Here is a 20,986-nt window from a genome sequence, read left to right as displayed (position 1 = left end):
GACGGGGCGGCCGGACGCCGGTCAGGGGCGCAACGGATGATCCGTCAGCGCCTGATACGCCTGGCTGACCGATCCGACGGGAGAAACCTGGAGGAGAAAGGGCGTGGACCAGTCGCCGTCGGCCGGGTCGAGGGCGTCGGGCACCACCACCCGCTGCATGTGGGCCTGGCCCGCCGCGTCCACCTTCAACGCCAGGGAGCCCACCGGCGCGATGTGGCCGTCCGGCGTCACCGTGCCGGTCAGCACGCGGCCCGGGGCGATGGGGTCGCCCTTCGCCATCGCGATGACACTCACCCCCACCATCGCCGAGAGGCTCTCGCCGTACACCGTCAGGCCCGGCTCGGGCACCGCCAGCACGACGGTCCAGGAGTCCGGCGACAGGCCGGCGGCCTTGGCCGTCCGGTAGATGGCCTGCTTGACCGCCGTCTGAGCCATGGGGGAGAAGCGGCCGGGCCAGGCCTTGAAGTGCAGCGCCAGGCCCCCGTGGTCGTCGCGTTGGTCGAAGGAGAGGATCAGGTTCGCGACCGTCCCGGTCGGCTGCTCGCCCGTGCCGAAGGTCACGCCCAGGATCGGGATCAACTGCTCGCGATGGACGGGCACGCCCGCCCCGGCCCCAGGAGGGGTGTTCAGGATCGACAGGACCACGGCCAGCAACGCACAGGTCGCAGGCCCGATCCGCGACGCCTTGGCGGCCGTGATGTCCCTCATGATGGCCTCACTCTTCTCCCTTTTCGGCCGGTTCCAGGAACAGCTCAAGCTCGGACTCCGTCTCGGCCGGGGCGTGGGCGGGGGGCGGTGTTTCCATCTTGGCCTGCCGTTTGCGGGCGGCGGCCCGGATTCCCTCGTACACGGCCCGCGCGGCCTCCGACCACTGCTCGTTGAAGGGGCGACCCTGGTAGGCGGCCTCCGCCGCCTTGAGCTCGTCGGCAGTGGGCTTGCGCGAAACGGTCGCTCGGCTCGGCATCGTCGTCACGACGTCCTCCCTTCCTCAGGCCTGATCGTGGCGTCCCACAGTCTGGGTGAAGATTCTCCACAGGTCCAAGTGCCCAGCATAAATCGTGCCCTGCGGTCTCGTTTCGGAGAAGAACGGGGCTGAAGGTCGTCGAAACGCTTGAACGGACGACGATTGCCGATGCGCGGCAATGGGGTGAACAGCCATCGCTCGTAGTCCGGACCCTGTCGCGGCTTGCCACAGTCACGTGTCATATCCGAACAATACCCCATCCGGCCGGAGCGTGCAAGCCGTGGGGGTGGGGCAGCCTATGGGGGGCAGGAAAGGGCGGCCCGCCTCCTCTGAGCCGATGCCGGTTTTGCCCCCTTCGGGGTCGCGGGCGCGTGGCGCGGCGGCCGGAAAGAGGCACGAGAGCGGCGGGCGCTACCGGCGTTGGCGGAGCTGCATCTCGCCCTTTTGGGCGTCCACCGTCACCACGAATCGATCGAGGAAGGTCAGGCCGAGCAGGCCGTCAATGCCGGTCGGCGCGTCGGGGAGGTCGTGGATCACGGCGAGCACGTCCCGGGCTTCCGCCTCCCCGACCGAGACGGAGCCGACGCGGACCACGTCGGCGCGCACCTGCCCGCCGACCGTGTTCAACGTCACGGTCGACAGGGAGGCGCTCGGAAAGATGCCGAGGTCGAGGGCGAGCGCATGGGAGAGGATCGTGACGTCGGCCCCGGTGTCCAGGATGAGCCGGGCGTCCCTCGTCCCGTTCAGCCGTACCTGGACGATCAGGGACTTGCCCGATCGCCCGATCGGAACCCGCACGGTGCCGGGCGGCGCGGCGTCCGTCGGGGGCGACGCGCCGTCCTGGTCTTCCGTCCCGGCGGGCCGGAGGTCGGGGGGGGCGGCCGGCGGTGTGCCGGCGACGGCATCATCCGGCAATCGCTGGGGGATCGGGGGTGGGGTCGGCCGACCCTCTTGCACGAGGACGCACTGATCTGCCTGCGATGGGCTGTCGGTGAAGAGGGGGCGGCCGGCCGGGTCCAGACAGTAATAGGTGGCGGCATAGGAAGAAGGGGCGAACCACGCGACCGTCAGGCAAACGGCCGGCATCAGGGAGAACAGAGGGCTTGTGGAACGGCTCACCCGGCACCCCACCGTAGTCGTGGTCGGAAGGCCCCATTCTACCGCAACCGGCGACGTGCCGGCCGCCTCCCTCAATGAAGGGGCCTCGCCCGGTGGGCGGCGAGGAGGAAGGCCGAGCAACGTCGAGCATCGAAGAAGGCCGGACGTCGCCCGGCGGGGCTCGCCCGGTCCGTCGGGAATCGGACCGGGCGAGTCACACCGGCGGTTACGTCTTTTTCAAAAAGGTGTCGTAGACGCCGTACAGGAGGATCAGCCCGATCGTGATGAACCAGACATAGTCCGCGCCGCCATAGCCCTGAGCCTTGGGTGCCTCTTCGGCCAGGGCCATCACCGGCCCCGTCGCCGAAAGCCCCGCGACCCATCCCGCCGTCCGCCGAACGTCTTGCATGGTGCCCTCCCTCCGGTTGGTGCGCCGTCGCACGGGAATCCGATCCGGTCCAGGGCCCACGATAGGAGGAAGCCGCCGGTCCGTCACGCGGAACGGACAGGTCCGAGCCTGATCGTTGTCGGGTCGCGGCATGGGCCATGAGGCCCTCCCCCTCCCGTCCGGTGGATCGCGGGCGCCTTCATCCGTCGGGGGATTGCCCCGGCGCGCCGGGGGGAGGAGGCCGCCCCCACGGCCTTCCCGCACGATTCCCTTGACCCACGGAGGAGAACTCACTAGGCTTGGGCGAGCTTCGGGGCCCGAGGGCCCTCTTCGGGGGATAAGGAGCGCGGGTGGCCTCCCAGCCGGACGTCAAGGGCACGATCCTCGTCGTGGACGACGACGCCGACCTGCGGGCGCTGCTCCAGGACGTGCTCGACGACCGGGGACACCGGGTCGCGGTCGCCGAGGGCGGCCGGGAGGCCCTCAAGCGGCTGGGCGAGCAGGACTTCGACGTGGTGCTCTCCGACCTCCGGATGCGGGACATGCAGGGGATCGAGCTGCTGGGCGAGGTCAAGCGCGCGTTTCCGGACACGAACGTGATTATCATGACCGCCTTCGGGTCGGTGGAGACGGCGGTCGAGGCGATGAAGCAGGGTGCCTACGATTACGTCACCAAGCCGGTCAAGACCGACGAGCTCGTGCTGGTCATGGAGCGGGCCGTGCGCGAGGCGTCGCTGCGCCGGGAGGTGGCCCGCCTGCGCAAGGAAGTCCACCGCGAGTACAGCTTCCATCAGATCCTGGGCAAGAGCAAGCCGATGCGGGAGGTCTTCGACCTCATCCGCCGGGTGGCGGACAGCGCCACCAACGTGCTCATCAGCGGCGAGAGCGGGACGGGCAAGGAGCTGGTCGCCAAGGCGATCCATTACAACAGCAGCCGGCGGGACGCGCCCTTCGTCCCCGTGAACTGCGCGGCGATCCCGGACGCCCTGCTGGAGAGCGAGCTGTTCGGCCACCTCAAGGGCTCGTTCACCGACGCGAAGACCGACAAGCGCGGCCTGTTCGAGGAGGCGAGCGGCGGCACCCTGTTCCTCGACGAGATCAGCGAGCTGCCGTTGATGCTCCAGGCGAAGCTGCTGCGCGCGATCCAGGAGCGCGAGATCCGCCGGGTGGGGGCGACCAAGTCCATCCCCGTGGACCTCCGGATCATCGCCGCGACCAACCTCGCGCTCGCGGACGAGGTCAAGCAGAAGCGCTTCCGCGAGGACCTGTTCTACCGGCTGAACGTGATCGAGATCAGGCTGCCGCCGCTGCGGGAGCGTCGGGAGGACATCCCGCTCCTGGTGGACGCCTTCCTGCGCAAGTGCGCCGACTCGAGCAAGAAGCCGTTGCAGGGGATCACCGAAGCGGCGCTCGCGCTGCTCGTGGACTACGGGTGGCCCGGGAACGTCCGCGAGCTGGAGAACGTGATCGAGCGCGCCGTCACCCTCGCGCGCGGGGAGAAGATCGTCCCCGACGACCTGCCGCCGGCCATCGCCGGGGCGCGCGGCGAGCGCCGGGTGGTCGACGAGGCGGCCGAACGGACCCTGCCGCTCCAGGAGGTGGAGCGCGAATACATCCTCCGCATCCTGGACAAGACCGGGGGCAACAAGTACCAGGCGGCCCAGATTCTCGGCATCGACCGCAAGACCCTGTACCGCAAGCTGGCGGAGATCGAGGGGCGGGCCCCGTCCTAACCGCCGGGCCTGCGCGCCGCCCCGACAAAACCCTGACCAGGACAAGGCTGGCCGGAGCCTCCCGCTCAGTGCGCTCGGAGAGGCAACCGTGCCGGTCGGACAGCGAGCGAATCTCCGCATGCGACCCATCCCCTGGGGCCTCGCCGGCGCCGTCTTCCTGCTCGACGTCCTCGTGCCCAGCAGCGTCGCCGTCGGCATCCTGTATGTCATCCCGCTATTGCTCGCCTGCCTCTGGTGGACCGAGCGGCGGATGCTCCTGCTGTTCGCCGGCGTCTGCACGGCCTTGACCGTGGCCGGGGCGGTCGCCGAGCCCGGCGATCTGCCGCCGACGGTGCTCGCGGCCAACCGGCTGCTGTCGCTCGCCGTGTTCTGGACGACGGCGGTGCTGTGCCTCCAGCGGCGGGGGGCGGAGCGGCGGCGGCGCCTCACCGAAGAACAGCTCCACGGCGTCCTCGCCTCGGCCATGGACGCGATCATCACCGTGGACGCCGAGCAGCGCATCACCCTGTTCAACCCGGCGGCGGAGCGGATGTTCGGCTGCCCGGCCGCCGAGGCGCTGGGGCAGTCGCTGGATCGGTTCATCCCCGCGCGGTTCCGCGAGGCGCACCGGGACCACATCCGGCGCTTCGGCAGCACCAACGTCACCAGCCGGCGCATGGGCGCGCTGGGCCAGGTCATCGGCTTGCGGGCGGACGGGGAGGAGTTCCCCGTCGAGGCGTCGATCTCCCATCTCGACGTGGAGGGCCAAAAGCTGTACACCGTGATCTTGCGCGACATCACCCGGCGGGTGAAGGCGGAGCGAGAGCTCCAGCACGAGCGCGACTTCATCGCCGCCGTCCTGGACACGGCCGGGGCGCTGGTGGTGGTCTTCGACCGGGAGGGGCGGATCGTCCGGTTCAACCGGGCCTGCGAGCGGACCAGCGGCTACGCCGCCGAGGAGGTCATGGGCAAGCCGGTCTGGGACTTTCTGCTGGCGCCGGAGGACATCGAGCCGGCCAAGGCCGCCTTCGAGGAGGTCAAGGGCGCCGCGGCACCCCACGCCTTCGAAAATGACTGGGTGACCAAGGACGGACGCCGCCGCCGGATCTCTTGGCTGAGCACGCATCTCCTGGATGATCGGGGCCAGGTCGAATACGTGATCGGGACCGGCCTCGATACGACGGATATCCAGCAGGTGCGCGAGCAGCTCCGGCGGACCGAGCGGCTCGCGGAGCTGGGCATGCTGGCCTCCGGCATGGCGCACGAGATCGGGACCCCGATGAACGTGATCCTGGGGCGGGCGGAGTACCTGTTGAGCCGCACCAAGGAGGAGCCGACCAAGCGCGGGCTGGAAACGATCGTCGCCCAGGTCGAGCGGATCACCAAGATCATGAACCAGCTCCTCGCCTTCGCCCGGCGGCGGCCGGCCGAGCGGCGGCCGCTGGACCTGCGCAAGTCCGTCGCGGACTGCCTGGACGTGATCCAGGAGCGGGTCCGGCGCCACCGCATCCGGGTGGAGACGGATCTGCCGGCAGACCTGCCGCCGGTGCTCGCCGACGCCGATCAGGTGAGCCAGGTCCTGCTCAACCTGATGCTCAACGCGATCCAGGCCATGCCGGAGGGCGGCACCCTGCGCCTGGCGCTCGCCCGGGGCGACGGCACGGTGACGATCCAGGTGGGCGACACGGGGCACGGCATCCCCGAGGAGGCCCTCTCGAAGATCTTCCTCCCCTTCTACACCACCAAAGAGGTCGGCAAGGGAACCGGCCTGGGGCTGACCGTGGTCCACGGCATCATTCAGGAGCACGGCGGCACGATCACGGTCGAGAGCCGGGTTGACCAAGGCACCACCTTCACCGTCGCCCTCCCGATCGCCGAAACGTAATTAGGTGAAAGACCTGTGGCATCCCGCGCCAGCCCGCAGGCGACGTGAAGGGGGCTTCACGGCATTTTGCCACCATCGGCCGGATGACGGATCGCAGTCGCTCCGCAACCTGTTGATTGCAAGGACGAATTTGTGCCACCCTGAATTCGGCCGGGGGCATGAGACTTGCTGGCTCTCAGGTATGCGTCAATCGCTTGAGAGGGGCGTTGATCCATGGAGTCTGGGGTGCAGGCTGCTGAAAATCAGCCCATGAATGTCGGGCCCTCGGCGAGGCCGGCGGTGATCCTCCTGGTCGAGGACGATCAGGCCATGCGCAGCCTCCTGTGTGATGAACTGTGGGACATGGGCTGGCGGATCGTCGAGGCGGCGGACGGGCATGAGGCCCTGCAGCGCCTTTCCGGCGACCTGCCGGACCTGATCATCACGGACCTGCGGATGCCCGCCGGGGGGCTGGACTACGTCCAGCGGCTCCGGGTGGTCGCGCCGCGGGTCCCCATCATCCTCATGACCGCCTTCGGCGATTCCCAGACCAAGGAGGCGGCGCTGCGGTGCGGCGTCGCCTCCTATTTCGACAAGCCGGTGCGGATCGCCGACCTCAAGTCAGCCATCCAGCGTCTCCTCCCGGGCGGCGGGGCCGGCGATCAGGCGCCCGCCGGTCGCTGACCGATGCCCGTCTGTCGCCCGGCCGGCCTCTACAACAAGCGCAAGACCTACGGGCTCGATCGAGCGCTCCAGCCCCCGCCGTGTCCCAGCCCCGGGGATCCGCAAGATTTGTCCTGACGCCGGGTCGGCGCCGATCGGCCACCGGCGGTGCGCCGTGAACCCCGCGTGCCGGCTCGTCGCCGCCGCGAATCCGCGATGGCGGCGGACGCGGCCGCGCAGAATGCGGGCCCTGGCATCCCGGCCGTGGGGTTGGCGGACCCGGAGCGCCGGGTGGCGCGGAGCGATCGGTACCCACGGCGAGGCTCCGGCTCCGTTCCTTTTTCTCATCCTTCTTCTCACGTTCTCATCGCCTCGACGGGCGCGAATCTTGCTGGGCTCTCCGGTGCAAGGAACCGGCGTGGCGTCGAGGTGAAGGAGGAGGTTGCGGCCGTGAAGCCGATCGCGTGTGCGAGTTGCGGCCAACCGGTCACCATGGCGGTGTGGGATACCCGGAGCGAGCAGTTGTTGTGCATCCGATGCATCCCGCTGGCGGCGCCCCTGCCCTCTGGGGAAGGGGCGGGCCGCGGTGGGGCATTTGAGCAACGCAAGCGGCGGCTGGCTCTGCGGGACACACCGGTCGCGGAGGGAAGGGAGCAGAAGGCCCTGCGCCCATCGGGACCGCGCTGAAGGGCGTGGCGGTCCTCTGGCCATGACGCTCCCGCAGAGAGGCGAGCGCCTCTGATCCCTGCCGCGTCCGTGAGCGATCCGCCTGCCCGGCGGCGGGGCCGGGGCTGCAAACTTTGCAGGCGCGGCCTGGTGCCTCGACGACGACACCTGCCGGCTTCCCGGGTTCGAACGGGGAAAGGTTTCGTCGGGCGCCCGCAGTTTTTGCGTGTCCTCCCGGCACCGGGGTGGACTTCCGCTGGGGCTGCAAGCGAAGCCCCAGTGGATTCATCGGCCCTTCTCTTCGGATTGGCGGCTCGGCCCGCTGGTGCGTGGGTTGCGTGGCGAGGGGTCGAGGAGATGAGTCGGGTCATGACAGACGAAGAGCGATATCAGGCCGAGATTGCGGAGGAGGAACGGAAGCTTCGGTGGTTGATTCGACGCCAGCCGACCACGCTGGAGCTTCGCTACTATTTGGTCTTTTTGCTGATCGTCCACCGGCGGTATGCCGATGCGGCGAAGGAGTGCGAACAGATTCGGACGATGCATCCGGAGCATGTGATGGCTCGGGTGTGGCTTGGGCGGGTCGAGCGCGAACGATGCTCTGTGCATCGGTGCGACCTATCCCGTGGACGAAAGCCGTCGCGGCGCAGCCCCTGGCGCCACACGCACTAGCCCACAGTAGTCATGGCGGTTCGTGACGAAATCGCGCCGTCGCGCGCGCGACGGGCGCGCGGAGCCGCGAAGCAGGAGGCGTGCAACGCGCCGCACGTCGACCGCCCGAGCGGCGAGCCCGCCCGCCGGCCTGCGCCAAGGGCCGCGTGCCGGCTCGTCGCCGCCGCGAATCCGCGATGGCGGTGGACCGCCGGCCAGGAGCCTCAGGACCGGCGTCGCTTCGGCGAAGAGGGCGTGGATGGCTGGCGATGTGGGATGAGGAAAGGAGGGGGAACGTTGAAGGTTCATGGAAAGGACGCCAAGGCGGAGACGAAGAATGCGCCGCCGGCACGGTACTGCGATCGGTGCGCGAGGCGGTCGGCCGACCTGGTCTGCGATGACGTGAGCCTGCAGGAGCTCTGCCCGGACTGCCGAATGCAGCTCGCCCGTCTGAGAGCGAGCCACCTTCGTTCGACGGTGAAAAGGCCATAGGCAGGGCGCCGGGGGCTCGCTCGGTCGGCGGCCGGAGCTGTATACAGGAGACGCCGGCCGTGGTAGCATACGCACCGGCCACGGTGCTCGGGGCCATCCCCTTATGTTTCGCCCCCTTCCAGAAGCTGCACTGATCCGCAGGGTTCCCTTTCTCCCGATCACCGCCGTCCTGCTGATCCTCGCCCTGGCAGTGTCCATTGTCTTGGTGCTGGGGTTGGAGCACGAGCGGGTCGTCGTGCGGGGGCTGACGGAGGGCAAGGACCTGCCCGCGCACTTCTTTCAGGCCCTGTGGCAATCCCGGCAAAGCTTGATCGCCGTCACCGCCCTCCTGTTTTTGATGAGCGGCATCGCCGCGTCGGCCGTCATCACCTTCCTCCACTACGCGAGCGTCCGCCGGACCCTCGAGGAAGTCAAGGGCCTGGCGCGCAACATCCTCAGGAGCATCCCGACGGGGGTCCTGACCGTCAACCGCGCCGGCTTGGTGACGGCCGTCAACCCCAGCGCCGAAGCTGTGCTCCGACGGTCCTCCGAGACCGTCCTCGGTCGGCCCTACCGGGAAGTCTTCGCGGAGGGCGATCCGATTCGGACCGTGCTCGACCGGGCGCTGGCCGGCGAGACGCACGTGGACCATCAGGACCTGGCCTATGATGGGGACGGGTCGGGACGGACGATCCGGGTGAGCACGGCCGACCTGGCGGGGGACGAGGGGGACCAGGCCGGGGTGATCCTGCTGGCCAAGGACGTGACGGACTGGCTCGCGCTCGAGCGGCGGGTGCGGAGCGCGGACAAGCTGGCGGCGCTCCACACGCTCTCCGCCGGGGTCGCCCATGAGCTGCGGAATCCCCTCAGCGCCGTGGACCTGAACCTCCAATTGCTGGAGGAGGAGCTGCGGGAATGCGGCGCGGCCGGGCCCAAGGCCGTCGAATACCTCAGGGTCCTCAATGCCGAGAGCCGGCGCCTCTCGGCGATCCTGGACAACTTCATGAGGTTCGCCCGACCCGGGGCGGTGCAGTCACGCGCCGTGGACGTGGGGGCGGTGGTCGGGCACATCCTCTCGCTGCTCCAGTACGAGGCGGAGGAAAAGGGCATCCGCCTGGAAGCCGACCTGGCGCCCGGCCTGCCGGCCGCGCAGGGGGACGAGGCGCAGATCGGGCAGGTGCTGCTGAACGTCATCGTCAACGCCTTCCAGGCCCTGCCGCACGGCGGGCTCTGTCGCGTGGAGGGCCGCGCCCGGCGGGGAGGAGCCCGGCACTGGCTGGAGCTCGTCGTCCGGGACACGGGCACGGGCATCCCGGCGGAGGCGCTGCCGCGGCTCTTCGAGCCCTTCTACACGACGAAGGCGGGGGGGAGCGGGCTGGGACTGGCCATCGCCTACCGGATCGTGGAGGATCACGGCGGGACGATCGAGGTCGCCAGCGAGCCGGGCAGCGGGACCAGCGTCACGGTGCGGTTGCCCGCCGCAGCCGGCGTGGGAGCACGCGAGGCGGTGGGACGATGAGCGACCAGGCCCGCATCCTCGTCGTCGAGGACGAGGTCAACATCCGGACCGCGCTCGTCGCGCTGCTGGAGAAGCGCGGGTTCGCGGCCTCCGCGGCCGCGAGCGGCGAGGAGGCGCTGGCCCGGCTGGAGGGGGAGCCGGCCGACCTGGTCATCACGGACCTCAAGATGCCGGGCCTCGGCGGCCTGGAACTCCTCCGTCGCGTCAAGGCGCAGTTCCCCGACGTCGAGGTCCTGGTCACGACCGCCTACGGGTCCATCGAGACGGCGGTCGAGGCCATGCGGGCGGGGGCCTACGACTACCTGACCAAGCCCATTGACCGCGAGCGCTTCCCCGTGACGGTGGAGAAGGCGCTGGAGCGCCGCGCGCTCGCGGCCGAGAACCGTCGCCTCCGGGACCGCCTGGAGACGCGGATGCGCTTCGACGCCATGGTCGGGGACAGCGAGCCGATGCAGCGCGTCTTCGGCCTGATGGAGATGATCGCGAGCAGCGACGCGACCGTGCTGCTGGTCGGGGAGAGCGGCACGGGCAAGGAGCTGGTCGCCCGGGCCATCCACGAGCGGAGCCCGCGGAGCGGGGGGCCCTTCGTGAGCGTGAACTGCGGCGCGCTCCCGGAGAACCTCCTGGAGAGCGAGCTGTTCGGCTATGAAAAGGGCGCCTTCACCGGCGCGGTCGGGACGAAGGTCGGCCGCTTCGAGTTGGCCGACGGCGGGACGCTCTTCCTCGACGAGGTGGGCGAGCTGTCGCCCAAGTCCCAGGTGGACTTCCTGCGCGTGCTGGAAACGCGGGAGTTCCGCCGGCTCGGCGGGACCAGGCTCGTGAAGGTGGACGTGCGGTTCATCGCCGCCACGAACCGCAACCTGGAGGCGGCGGTCCAAGAGGGCCGGTTTCGGGAGGATCTCTACTACCGGCTGAACGTCGTGCCCGTCCGCTTGCCGCCACTCCGCGACCGGGGCGACGATCTCCCCCTGCTCATCGCCCGGTTCCTGCGGGAGTTCGCCGAGCGCCACCATCGGGAACCGAAGGAAATGTCGCGCGAGGCTCTCCGGGTCCTGCGGCGCTACCCCTGGCCCGGCAACATCCGCCAGCTTCGCAACGTCATCGAGCGCGTGGTCGTGACCGTGCCGGACCGGATCATCCAGCCGGTCCACCTGCCGGAGGAGATCCAGGCGGGGGCCGAAGCGGCGCCGACCCTGACGGTTCCGTTGGGCTGCTCGCTCGAGGACATCGAGCGGGAAGTCATCCGCCGGACTCTGAGCGACGTCACCCATCATCGCGAACGGGCCGCCAAGCTCCTCGGGATCAGCCTCCGTACGCTCCAATACAAGATCAAGGCCTACGGCATCCGGGACTGAGGGCGTCGCGCCCGGTCCGTCATTCCGCGAACCCCCAAATTTCGTAACGTCCCCCCGGCGCACGGTGCATCCCGGACCGTCACCCAGGCGGAAGCCTGCCCCGGACATTCTCGATCCGGGGCCTGGGCCCAGTCCGGACTCTGGATTCCGGCGTTCGCCGGAATGACGGAGGGGAGGCCGGAAATGGCGAAGGGGAGGCCGGAATGACGAGGGGAGGCCGGAATGACGAGCCGGGGTGACGACGATTCGCCGGAAGGCCTCCGTGGCGTGAGGCGTGTCCGTCCCGCAGATTTTGCACCCCCCTGACATCGCAGGCGTGCGCTGAACGCCAGATCCGGCGCGGCTCCGGCGCGCCGGTCACGATCGGCGCGCCGCCCGGACCTGCAAATTCTGCGCGCCGCCGCGATCGCCGGCCGGCGTGCGACGGGCACCGCTGCGTCTGAGCGGGAATTCTCCAGCGTTCCCAATGGCTTCAGGTTTCTGAACCGGCGCGCGTGCGATGGCATCGGGCTTGCCATGTCCCCGGCGGGGTCCTGTCGAGGAGGCCATGCAGTACATCAGCGTCCGGCTTGAGGGAAGGGGGCGGCTCCTGATGTGGCTACCGGACCACGATCCTGTCGTGCGCGTCTCGCCGCCGACCGCCCTCGCACGCGCCGTCATCGGCGAGCTGCGCGATTGGTCGGATCGGCCCGTCATGCCGGCCGACGGGGAACGGTACCTCGAAGCTGCCTTCGATCGGTTGTGTCTTCTGGGGCTGGACCCTGAGTGGGTGGATGTCGGTCGGTGTGGCCTGGAGCTGTCGGACCTGCTGGAGTTCGAGCTGTAGATGGAGGCGGCGCACCTAAAGGAGGCCCTCAAGCTCTGTCCCTCGGACACGAGGGCGCGCACCAAGCTGGCGGCGATCCAGGAGGATCGCGGCGAGATCGCCGCCGCGTTGCAGAGTTGGAAGATGGTCCTGGTGTACGACCCCAACAACCTCGAGGCCTGGGAGGGGCTGGCGCGCTGCCGGCGGCGCGCCGCCGAAGAGCGTCAACCGGCCGGGCGGGGAGACCAGCGAAAGGAGGAGCTGTGACGGGCAGGAGCCAGCCATCATCGGATCGCATCATTGACGTGGGGCCGGCGGGATTCATGGTCCCCTCGGCCATGCAGCTCGGCGTCGAGATTCCCGATTCGGGGGCGGGGCTGCTCTACGGCCTCCAGGCGCCGGAGGAGGAGGTCATCGCCGAGGCCGCGCGGCAACTGTTCACCCGAAAGAATCCCACCATCTTCCCGGGGCCGCTCTACCTCTGGGCCTGGAATCAAGAGTGGATCGCCAAGGGGCAGGCGCTGTTGCGCCTCGCCGCCGAGATCCCGGGGATCACGATCATCCCGATGCCGGACTACCGACCGAAGTATCCCAAGATCGACCCGGAAGAGGCGATCAACCCCAACCATCCGAACCTGACCATCTGGGCGAACAAGATCGAGGTCGCGCTCTTCATCGGCGTGCATTGCCACTATGCGAACCTGGCGTTGCGGATGGTGCGGATGGGCACGAACTGCCTGACGATCGCCTTCTGCCACGACATCCACGAGGACGCGATGATCTCGCTCCAGGACCTCGACGTTCGGAAAATGGACCACGTGATCGACGTGTTCCGGCGCGTCCGCCGGGAACTGGGCATCGCGATGCCGGCGGACGGCAAGACCGTCCGGCTCACGGGCGTGCAATCCCGCGCAAACCACGGGGCCGAGTGGGTCCGCCCCATCGGGTAGAGCGTCGGCGCGGCGATCGGGAGGACGTCATGGCGATGATCGTGGTGCAGCTTCCCCGGGGACGGAAGGCGGTCATGCAATGCGACGACAGGACGGGGCGCATCTCGACGGACCATGCCGGTCTGCGAGCCGCCTTCTTCGACGAGGGGGTGCGGGATTGGACCGGGCGGCGTCTGGGGCCCATGGACGGCGCGGCCTTCCTCTCGGCCGTGTACGACCGCCTGTTTCTATGCGGATACGTGGTGCAGTGGCTGCCGGGCGCCTCGGAGGCGGAGCGCCCGCCCGATCAGTGGCGAGAGGACAGGGGGAGACGATGGCCCCATTCACCGCCTGGCTGCCCAGGCGAGTAGAGCCATTGCCGGACCTGGTGCTGAAGATCGCCGGGCGCGGCACTGCGGGCTTGGACAAGGGGATGGCCGCCCTGGGGCAGGTCTTGGCCGACAGGGGGCTCTCGGTGGTGAGCCAGGCCGGGAAGCTGGGCGGGGACGGGGCGCTGGCCTCGGTGCGGATGCGCGTGGCCTCCCGGCCGGTCGGCTCGACGGGCAGCGGCTCGGACCTGCTGGCCTACCTGGAGCGGCCGGTGCCCGTCGGCAACCCCTTCGGGTTGCAGTGGGGCGCCGTCCTCCTGGCCGAGGCGGAGGGCACCGGGGAGGCCGGACCTTCGGCGATCCCCGAGGGCGTGATTCACTACCCCGTGCCCTTCTCCGACCTGGAACGGGGGTGCGGGCCGGGCGGAAAGGGGAAGGGCTACATCGCCGTCGGGGTCCTGACGCACCTGCTCGGCGTGCCGAGGGACGCGGTGCGCCACCGGCTGGGCGGCGGGCTCCGTCGGCGGTATTTCGAGGCCGGCCATCGGTTCGCGGCGGAGCACCTGGTCAAGCGGGACGTCAATGTCCTGCCCGAGCCGGCGGCCGACACGCCGTCGGTCCTGCTCGGCCTCTCCCAGGCGGTTGAGCTCGGGCTCGCCGGGGGGGAGTGCGGCTGCGGGAAGGCCTGCGCCGAGCGCCTTCGCCGGTCGCCCGATGACTGGCTGGCGGGACACCTCGCCGCCGGCCGACGGCTTGCCGGCGCCGGCGGCTGCTCGGACCTCGAGGGCGTGACCCTCTGCCTGGGGTGCGCCGACCCGGCGGCCATCGCCGCCGTGGAGGCGCACGGCACGCCGGCGCTCGTGGTGGCGGCCGACCTCGCCGACCTGGCCGATCTACTCCGGACGGCGAGCGGGTTCGTGCATCCTGCGGCGCCGCCCCCCTGGGTCGTAGCGGACGAGTGGCTCACCGGTCGCCACCAGGGTGTGCCCCTGGATGTCGTGGAGCGATTCCTGGCGGAGGCCGGCCGGCCGCGCGCCGCGGCGGCGACGACCGTGGAGGGGCTCAAGGCCGAGCGGGAAGGCGACTGCCCGGCCGACGTCGGGTTCCTGTCCTGGGGCAGCGCCCAGGGGGTCGTCAGGGATGCGGTGAGCCTCTGCAGGAGCTTCGGCCTGCGCGTGGCCGCCCTCTACCCGAAGGTCTTGAGGCCCTTGCCTCTCGGGGAGCTGGAGGCTTTCGCCGCGACGGTGGGCCGCGTCGTGGTCGTGGAGCCGAACCGTCGCGGCAGCTACACGGCGCTGGTCCGGTCCCGATCCCATCTCCGGCCGACCACGATCATGCCCGAGCCGGGTCGGGCCCTCTCGCCGAAGGATATTTTTCTGCTCGAAGGGTTGGGCACGTAATCGTCAATGTTCATCCGAGGAAAGGAGCATCGAGCATGCAATCCCGTGACATGACCGTGGGGGCGGAGGGCTATCTCCCGCTGGCGATGGCAATGCGGGGAGTCGTCGGGCCCTCCAAGGGGGAGGGGTTGGTCCTGGGCCGGGTGGTTCCCGAGCAGGAGGCGATCGAGGAAGCGGCCCGCCGATTGGTGCACGCCCGGCACCCGACGATCTTCCCCGGTCCGCTGGTGCTCTGGGCCTGGTCCGAGCAGGCTTCCCGCGAGGCGAAGGTCGTCAAGGCCCTGGCGGACGCGGTGCCGGCACGGGTGATCCCGATGGCGGATTACCGTCCGAAATATCCCAAGATTGTCCCGGAGCGGGAAATCAACCCGAACCATCCGAACCTGACCATCTGGAAGAACAGGATCGATGTCTGCCTCTTCGTCGGCGTGCACTGCCACCAGTCCAATATCGCCCTCAAGATCATCCGCGGCGGGACGGACTGCTTCACGATCGCCCTCTGCACCTTCAGCGGGGACGACGAGGCGCACCTGACCATCCGGGACCTGACCGCCGACACGATCCAGCGGATCGTGGATGCGGTGCACCGGCAGAAGCGCTCGCGCCCCTCGTGAGCGCCACCGACCTCATCGGGCGCCGCGCCCGTCACCAGGAATGGGAGCACGGCGGTCGTGCTGAGCCCCTCGACAGGGTCCGCGGTCGGCGCGCCGAAGCGCGTGGCGGGCCCGGTCGAACCGTACGATCGGGGGACGGTGCGCCGGGCTCGATGGCGCCGGGAACCGTCCGGACCGTGGCGGTGCTCGTGCGGGTGACAGGGCGGTGCCGATGACGATCGCTCTGGTGGGGGGGCTGGCCTGCTACGCCGGCGGCATCCTGCTGCCTCCTTGTCTGGCGGGGCGGCCGCGGGCGCAGAACCTCCTCGCCCACGGGCTCGCCGCCGCGGGGGGCCTGTGGGGAGTCGTCCTGGGGCTGGCGGGGCTGCTGGCCGACGCGCCGTTCACGGCCTCGCTGCCCTCGACCCTGCCGTACCTCGCCTTCGCCGTGCGGATCGACCCGCTGGCGGCCTTCTTCGTGCTCACGATCTCGCTCGTCGGGCTGGCCGCCTCGATCTACGCGCTCGGGTACGTCGCCGACTTCTACGGCCGGGCGCCCATCGGGCTGATGGGGGCGCTGTACAACGCCTTCCTCCTGGCCATGACCCTGGTGGTCGTCGCCGACAACGGATTCTTCTTCCTGATCGTCTGGGAGCTGATGTCCCTCGTCTCCTATTTTCTGGTCGTGACGGAGCACGAGAAGGCCGACGTCCGGTACGCCGGCCTGTTCTACCTGATCATGGCCCACGTGGGGACCGCGTTCATCCTTCTGACGTTCCTGGTCTTCTTCCAGGACGCGGCATCCTTCTCGTTCGACGCCTTCCGGGCGGGGGGCACCGGGCTGCCCCAGGGGCTGCGTACGCTCGCCTTCCTGTTCGCCCTCGTCGGGTTCGGGGCCAAGGCCGGCATCGTTCCCCTGCACGTCTGGCTGCCCTATGCCCACCCGGCGGCGCCCTCGCACGTCTCGGCGGTCATGTCGGGGGTCATGATCAAGACGGCGATCTACGCCCTCATCCGGGTCTACTTCGATTTTCTGGGCGGCCAATTCCCCTGGTGGTGGGGCTTCGCCGTCCTGGCGGTCGGCGCGGTGTCGGCGCTGCTGGGCGTGATGTACGCGCTGATGGAGCACGACCTCAAGAGCCTGCTGGCCTTTCACAGCGTGGAGAACATCGGGATCATCCTGCTCGGCGTCGGCGCCGGGATGATCTTCCAGACCTACGGCCTGCGGGACCTCGCCGCGCTGGGCCTGCTCGCCGGGCTCTACCACACGATCAACCACGCGGTCTTCAAGGCCCTGCTGTTCCTGGGGGCGGGCGCGCTCCTGCACGCCGTGCACACGAGAAATATGGAGGAGTACGGCGGCCTGCTGCGCCGCATGCCCTGGACAGGGGCCTTCTTCCTGGTCGGGGCGGTCTCGATCGCGGCGCTGCCGCCGAGCAACGGCTTCGTGAGCGAGTGGCTGGTGTTCCAGAGCCTCTTCCTGAGCTTCCACCTGCCGGTCGTGCTGCTGAAGCTGATCCTGCCGCTCGCGGCCGCGACGTTGGCGCTGACGGGCGTGCTCGCGCTGGCCTGTTTCGCGAAGGCCTTCGGCCTCTCGTTCCTGGCCCTCCCGCGCAGCCCCCACGCGCGCCGCGCCCGGGAGGTCCCGGTCTCGATGCGCGCGGGGATGGGGCTGCTGGCGGCCGCCTGCGTGGTCCTGGGCCTGGCCCCGATGGCCGTCGTGCCGCTGCTGGAGCGAGTGGTCGCGCCCTACACCGGTTCGACGGTGGACGGGCGCATCCTCTCGCTCGAAGGCTGGGCGCTCGCGCCGGCCGGCGCGGAGTTCTCGAGCATCTCGCCGCCGGCGCTGGCGGCGATGCTGGTCGCCCTCGCGGGGCTCGGCCTGCTGCTGGCCCGGATCTTCGGAGGGGCGCTTATGGTGCGGCGCTACAAGACCTGGGGCTGCGGGATCAACCTGTCCCCCCGGATGGAATACACCGCGACCGGCTTCGTGCAGCCGATCAAGCGGGTGTTCGGCACGATCTACCGGCCGACCGTGAAGCTGGAGACCGAATTCCTGGAGGAGTCGAAGTACTTCGCCAAGCGCCGGCGCTTCGAGTTCCACATCGAGCCGCTGTTTCAGAAGTACCTCTACGACCCGGTGGTCCTGTTCTTCTCGGTCGCGGCCGACCGTCTGCGGGTCATCCAGGCGGGAAGTCTGCATCTCTACCTGGCGTACATCTTCGTGGCGCTGATCGTCCTGTTGCTGGTGGCGGTGTGACAGCGCGCGAGGGGTGAAACGTGAACGGTGAGAGGGGAAAGGGACAGGCGAACGGTGGGAGGTGAAGGGGGAAACGGGAGAGGTGACACGGGAAACGCGGAAGGCGAGGGGGGCGGGGTGAAGCGGAGGGCCGCGAGCCGTTCATTACCCTTCACGTCTCACGTCTTACGTCTCACGCGTCATGATCGGGGGAAGGCGTGACCGTGATCGTGTGGCAAGCGGTTGCCGTGGTGCTCGCGCAGGCGGCGGTCCTGCTCCTGGCGTCGCCGCTGGTCGTCGGCCTGATCCGCAAGGTCAAGGCCCGGCTCCAGTGCCGTCGCGGCGCCGGCCTGCTGCAGCCCTACGCCGACCTGGCGAAGCTCTTCCGCAAGGAGCCGGTCGTCTCGACCACCGCCTCGTGGATCTTCACGGCGACGCCCTACATCCTGTTCGCCTCCACGCTCGCCGCGGGGCTGCTCGTGCCCGTGTTCGTCTCGCGGACGCCGCTGAGCTTCGCGGGCAACATCATCGCGCTGGTCTACCTCATGGCGCTGGGCACCTTTTTTCTCATCCTGGCCGGGCTGGACACCGGCTCCGCCTTCGGCGGGATGGGGAGCAGCCGCGAGGCGATCGTCGCCTCGCTCACGGAGCCGGCGATGATGTTGTCCATCTTCGCCATTGCGCTGACCGCCGGCTCCACCAACCTGAGCACGATCGTGCACAAGACGGCGCTGATGGAGGGCATCGTCACCGATCCCTCCCCGCACCTGATGGCCCTGGCGGCGCTGTTCCTGGTGACGCTCGCCGAGACCGGCCGCGTCCCCGTGGACAACCCCGCCACGCACCTCGAGCTCACGATGATCCACGAGGCGATGGCGCTCGAATACTCCGGACGCTACCTGGCGCTGGTCGAGTGGGCGTCGGCCGTCAAGCTGCTGGTGTTCCTGACGCTGCTGGCCAACGTCTTCGCGCCCTGGGGCATCGCCACCAGCCTCGCGCCGGGGGCGGTGGCCCTGGGGCTGGCGGCCTACGCGGTCAAGGTCGCGGGCCTGGCGGTCGTGATCGGGGTGGTCGAGTCGATGTTCGCCAAGCTGCGCCTGTTCCGGGTCACCGACCTCCTGGGCGTGGCCTTTATCCTGGCGCTGCTGGCGCTGGTGTTCTTCTACATCCTGCGGGGCTGATGTGCCGGCGCTGCCTCCCCAGATCGGCTCGCAACTGGTGGACCTCTGCTCGGCCCTCCTGCTGCTGACGTGCTTCGCCATCGTCGCGCAGCGGCGCCTGTCGGCCTGCGTGGACCTCTTCGCGCTGCAGTCGGCCTTCCTCGCCGCCACGGCCGCGCTGGTCGCGTTCCTGACGGGCATCCACCACATCTACGTGGCGGCCGCCCTGACGGTCGCGATCAAGGTCGTCGTGCTCCCGCGGATCCTCAAGAAGGTGATCGAGCGGCTGAATGTGACGCGGGAGCTGCAGATGCAGATCAACATCCCGGCGGGGCTCCTGATCTGCGGCGGCCTGGTGATCCTGGCCTTCTCCATCACCCAGCCCATCATTCCGCTCGGCTTTCTGCTCACGCGCGACTCGCTGGCGATCGCGCTGGCCATCGTGCTGATCGGGTTCTTCACGATGATCGCCCGCAAGAAGGCGGTGACCCAGGTGGTCGGGTTCCTGGTGATGGAGAACGGCCTCTTTCTCGGCGCGACGGCGGCCGCCTACGGCATGCCGCTCATCGTGGAGCTCGGCGTCTTCTTCGACGTGCTGGTCGCGGGCCTGATCATCGGCATCTACACCCATCGGATTCAGGACGCCTTCGACAGTGTGGACACGACCAAGCTCACGGCGCTCAAGGAGTAGCCCGCGATGACCTGGCCCCTTCTCCTGCTCCTCGGCGCGCCGGCCGTCGCCGGACCGGCGTCGCTGCTCGCCCGGGACCGGCGGACGGTGGAGGCGCTGCAGAGCCTCCAGGCCGGCGTCATGCTCACCGCCTCGCTGCTGACGGTGGAGGCGGTGGCGACGGGCGGTCCGACGGCGGTCGAGCCCGGCCTGCGGGCGGACGGCCTGAGCGCCTGGGTGGGGCTGATCGTGGGGCTGGTGGGGGCGAGCGGGACCCTCTTTGCCGTGGGCTACCTGGGCGAGGAGCTGGACCGCGGACACCTCTCGGCCCGGAAGTTCGGGCGGTTTTTCTTCCTCTTCGACTGGTACCTGGCGGCGATGCTGCTGGCGCTGTTCGTGGACAGCCTGGCCATCATGTGGATCGCCATCGAGGGCTCGACGCTCGCGGCCGCCCTGCTCATCGGGTTCGATCGCAGCAAGGCGGCGCTCGAGGCCGGCTGGAAGTACGTCATCCTCAGCTCCGTGGGGATCGCCCTGGCGCTGTTCGGGACGATCCTGCTCTACTACGCCTCGGAGCACGTCCTCGGCGTGACCAGCGAGGCCCTCCGGTGGTCGGCGCTGCACGGGGTCGCCGACCGCCTCGACCCGGCCGCGATCAAGCTGGCCTTCGTCTTCGTCTTGGTCGGCTACGGCACGAAAGCCGGCCTGGCGCCGCTGCACACCTGGCTGCCCGACGCCCACGCCGAGGCGCCGACCCCGGTGAGCGCGATGCTGTCGGCGAACATGCTGACCGTGGCGGTCTACGCCATCCTGCGGTTCAAGGCGGTGGCGGACCGGACGGTCGGCGGGGAGTTCAGCGGGGCCCTGCTGGTCGGGCTGGGCCTGGGCTCGGTGGCCGTCGCGGCGGTTTTCCTGCTCGTCCAGCGGGATTACAAGCGGCTGTTCGCCTACTCCAGCATCGAGCACATCGGCATCGCCCTGGTCGGTTTCGGCGTCGGGGGGGCGGGCGTCTTCGCCGGCGCCTGGCATCTCCTGCACCATGCCCTGGCGAAGTCCGCCGTCTTCTACGGGACGGGACTGGTGCTGCTGCGGCACGAGCACAAGCGGCTGGACGGCGTGCCGGGGCTCCTGCGCCAGATGCCGCTCGCGGGCGCGACGATCCTGGCCGCCGGCTTGGCGCTCGCCGGCCTGCCGCCCTTCGGGCTCTTCGCCAGCGAGGTGCTGATCCTGGGCGGCGCCGCGGTGAGCAGGCCGGGGGCGGTCTACGCTCTCCTGGCGCTGCTGGGGCTGGCCTTCGCGACCCTCCTCTACCAGGTGCTCCGGATGGTGCTGGGGGAGCCGCTGGCGCCCGGGCGGGCGGTCGGGAACCGCTGCAGGGCCTTCGCCTCCGCGGCCATCTGGCTGAACGTGGCGCTGCTGGCCTTCGTGGGCCTGCAGGTGCCGTCGGAGCTCGGCGCGCTGCTGTCGGCCGTCGAGCGGATCTTCGGGGCGGGGGCGACGCCGTGACGGC

The 20,986-nt window shown here is 69.8% G+C and carries 19 protein-coding genes; 15 read left to right on the top strand and 4 right to left on the bottom strand.

Annotated elements, in window-relative coordinates; all coding sequences use genetic code 11:
- Window positions 1–21: 21 nt before the first annotated feature.
- From AC1U7O_RS17180 to AC1U7O_RS17165, 4 genes are all read right to left on the bottom strand, one after another.
- Complete coding sequence (locus tag AC1U7O_RS17180) at window positions 22–708, bottom strand: S16 family serine protease (RefSeq protein ID WP_479896123.1); 687 nt, start codon at window positions 706–708, stop codon at window positions 22–24.
- 7 nt (window positions 709–715) lie between these two features.
- Entirely contained in the window at window positions 716–973 is a 258-nt protein-coding gene (locus AC1U7O_RS17175) for a hypothetical protein (protein WP_479896122.1), read from the bottom strand.
- Between the two features lie 402 nt (window positions 974–1,375).
- Window positions 1,376–2,050: an aspartyl protease family protein gene (locus tag AC1U7O_RS17170; protein WP_479896121.1), complete on the bottom strand. Its 675-nt coding sequence runs from the start codon at window positions 2,048–2,050 to the stop codon at window positions 1,376–1,378.
- 238 nt (window positions 2,051–2,288) lie between these two features.
- Window positions 2,289–2,471: a hypothetical protein gene (locus AC1U7O_RS17165; RefSeq protein ID WP_479896120.1), complete on the bottom strand. Its 183-nt coding sequence runs from the start codon at window positions 2,469–2,471 to the stop codon at window positions 2,289–2,291.
- A 329-nt stretch (window positions 2,472–2,800) separates the two neighbouring features.
- Between AC1U7O_RS17165 and AC1U7O_RS17160 the strand changes: the two genes are divergently transcribed.
- From AC1U7O_RS17160 to AC1U7O_RS17090, 15 genes are all read left to right on the top strand, one after another.
- Window positions 2,801–4,183 (top strand): sigma-54-dependent transcriptional regulator, encoded by a 1,383-nt coding sequence (locus AC1U7O_RS17160; protein WP_479896119.1) that lies wholly within the window; start codon window positions 2,801–2,803, stop codon window positions 4,181–4,183.
- Window positions 4,184–4,301: 118 nt separating this feature from the next.
- Complete coding sequence (locus AC1U7O_RS17155) at window positions 4,302–6,047, top strand: PAS domain S-box protein (RefSeq protein ID WP_479896118.1); 1,746 nt, start codon at window positions 4,302–4,304, stop codon at window positions 6,045–6,047.
- 249 nt (window positions 6,048–6,296) lie between these two features.
- On the top strand, window positions 6,297–6,710 hold the full coding sequence (locus tag AC1U7O_RS17150; protein ID WP_479896117.1) for a response regulator: 414 nt from the start codon (window positions 6,297–6,299) through the stop codon (window positions 6,708–6,710).
- A 1,891-nt stretch (window positions 6,711–8,601) separates the two neighbouring features.
- The gene (locus AC1U7O_RS17145; protein ID WP_479896116.1) at window positions 8,602–9,996 is read left to right on the top strand and encodes a two-component system sensor histidine kinase NtrB; all 1,395 of its coding nucleotides are present in this window, start codon (window positions 8,602–8,604) and stop codon (window positions 9,994–9,996) included.
- Window positions 9,993–11,351 (top strand): sigma-54-dependent transcriptional regulator, encoded by a 1,359-nt coding sequence (locus AC1U7O_RS17140; protein WP_479896115.1) that lies wholly within the window; start codon window positions 9,993–9,995, stop codon window positions 11,349–11,351. The genes AC1U7O_RS17145 and AC1U7O_RS17140 overlap by 4 nt, the downstream gene beginning before the upstream one ends.
- A gap of 547 nt (window positions 11,352–11,898) precedes the next feature.
- Window positions 11,899–12,177, top strand: coding sequence for a hypothetical protein (locus tag AC1U7O_RS17135; RefSeq protein ID WP_479896114.1), 279 nt, complete (start codon window positions 11,899–11,901; stop codon window positions 12,175–12,177).
- Window positions 12,178–12,423, top strand: a complete 246-nt coding sequence (locus AC1U7O_RS17130) for a hypothetical protein (protein WP_479896113.1) — start codon at window positions 12,178–12,180, stop codon at window positions 12,421–12,423.
- The gene (locus AC1U7O_RS17125; protein WP_479896112.1) at window positions 12,420–13,106 is read left to right on the top strand and encodes a carbon monoxide dehydrogenase beta subunit family protein; all 687 of its coding nucleotides are present in this window, start codon (window positions 12,420–12,422) and stop codon (window positions 13,104–13,106) included. Before AC1U7O_RS17130 ends, AC1U7O_RS17125 begins: the two co-directional genes overlap by 4 nt.
- Before the next feature lie 29 nt (window positions 13,107–13,135).
- Window positions 13,136–13,456 (top strand): hypothetical protein, encoded by a 321-nt coding sequence (locus AC1U7O_RS17120; protein ID WP_479896111.1) that lies wholly within the window; start codon window positions 13,136–13,138, stop codon window positions 13,454–13,456.
- Window positions 13,420–14,814, top strand: a complete 1,395-nt coding sequence (locus AC1U7O_RS17115; protein WP_479896110.1) for a hypothetical protein — start codon at window positions 13,420–13,422, stop codon at window positions 14,812–14,814. The genes AC1U7O_RS17120 and AC1U7O_RS17115 overlap by 37 nt, the downstream gene beginning before the upstream one ends.
- Window positions 14,815–14,849: 35 nt before the next feature.
- On the top strand, window positions 14,850–15,428 hold the full coding sequence (locus tag AC1U7O_RS17110; RefSeq protein ID WP_479896109.1) for a carbon monoxide dehydrogenase beta subunit family protein: 579 nt from the start codon (window positions 14,850–14,852) through the stop codon (window positions 15,426–15,428).
- A 211-nt stretch (window positions 15,429–15,639) separates the two neighbouring features.
- Window positions 15,640–17,667: a hydrogenase 4 subunit B gene (hyfB, locus tag AC1U7O_RS17105; RefSeq protein ID WP_479896108.1), complete on the top strand. Its 2,028-nt coding sequence runs from the start codon at window positions 15,640–15,642 to the stop codon at window positions 17,665–17,667.
- Window positions 17,668–17,870: 203 nt separating this feature from the next.
- Window positions 17,871–18,827, top strand: coding sequence for a respiratory chain complex I subunit 1 family protein (locus AC1U7O_RS17100; RefSeq protein WP_479896107.1), 957 nt, complete (start codon window positions 17,871–17,873; stop codon window positions 18,825–18,827).
- Window position 18,828: 1 nt separating this feature from the next.
- Window positions 18,829–19,497 (top strand): hydrogenase, encoded by a 669-nt coding sequence (locus AC1U7O_RS17095; protein WP_479896106.1) that lies wholly within the window; start codon window positions 18,829–18,831, stop codon window positions 19,495–19,497.
- Between the two features lie 6 nt (window positions 19,498–19,503).
- On the top strand, window positions 19,504–20,982 hold the full coding sequence (locus tag AC1U7O_RS17090; RefSeq protein ID WP_479896105.1) for a proton-conducting transporter transmembrane domain-containing protein: 1,479 nt from the start codon (window positions 19,504–19,506) through the stop codon (window positions 20,980–20,982).
- Window positions 20,983–20,986: the final 4 nt, after the last annotated feature.

The organism is Candidatus Nitrospira neuquenensis (assembly GCF_979578155.1).
Note: the sequence above shows the minus strand (reverse complement) of the source record. Positions and strands in the feature narration are given on the sequence as shown.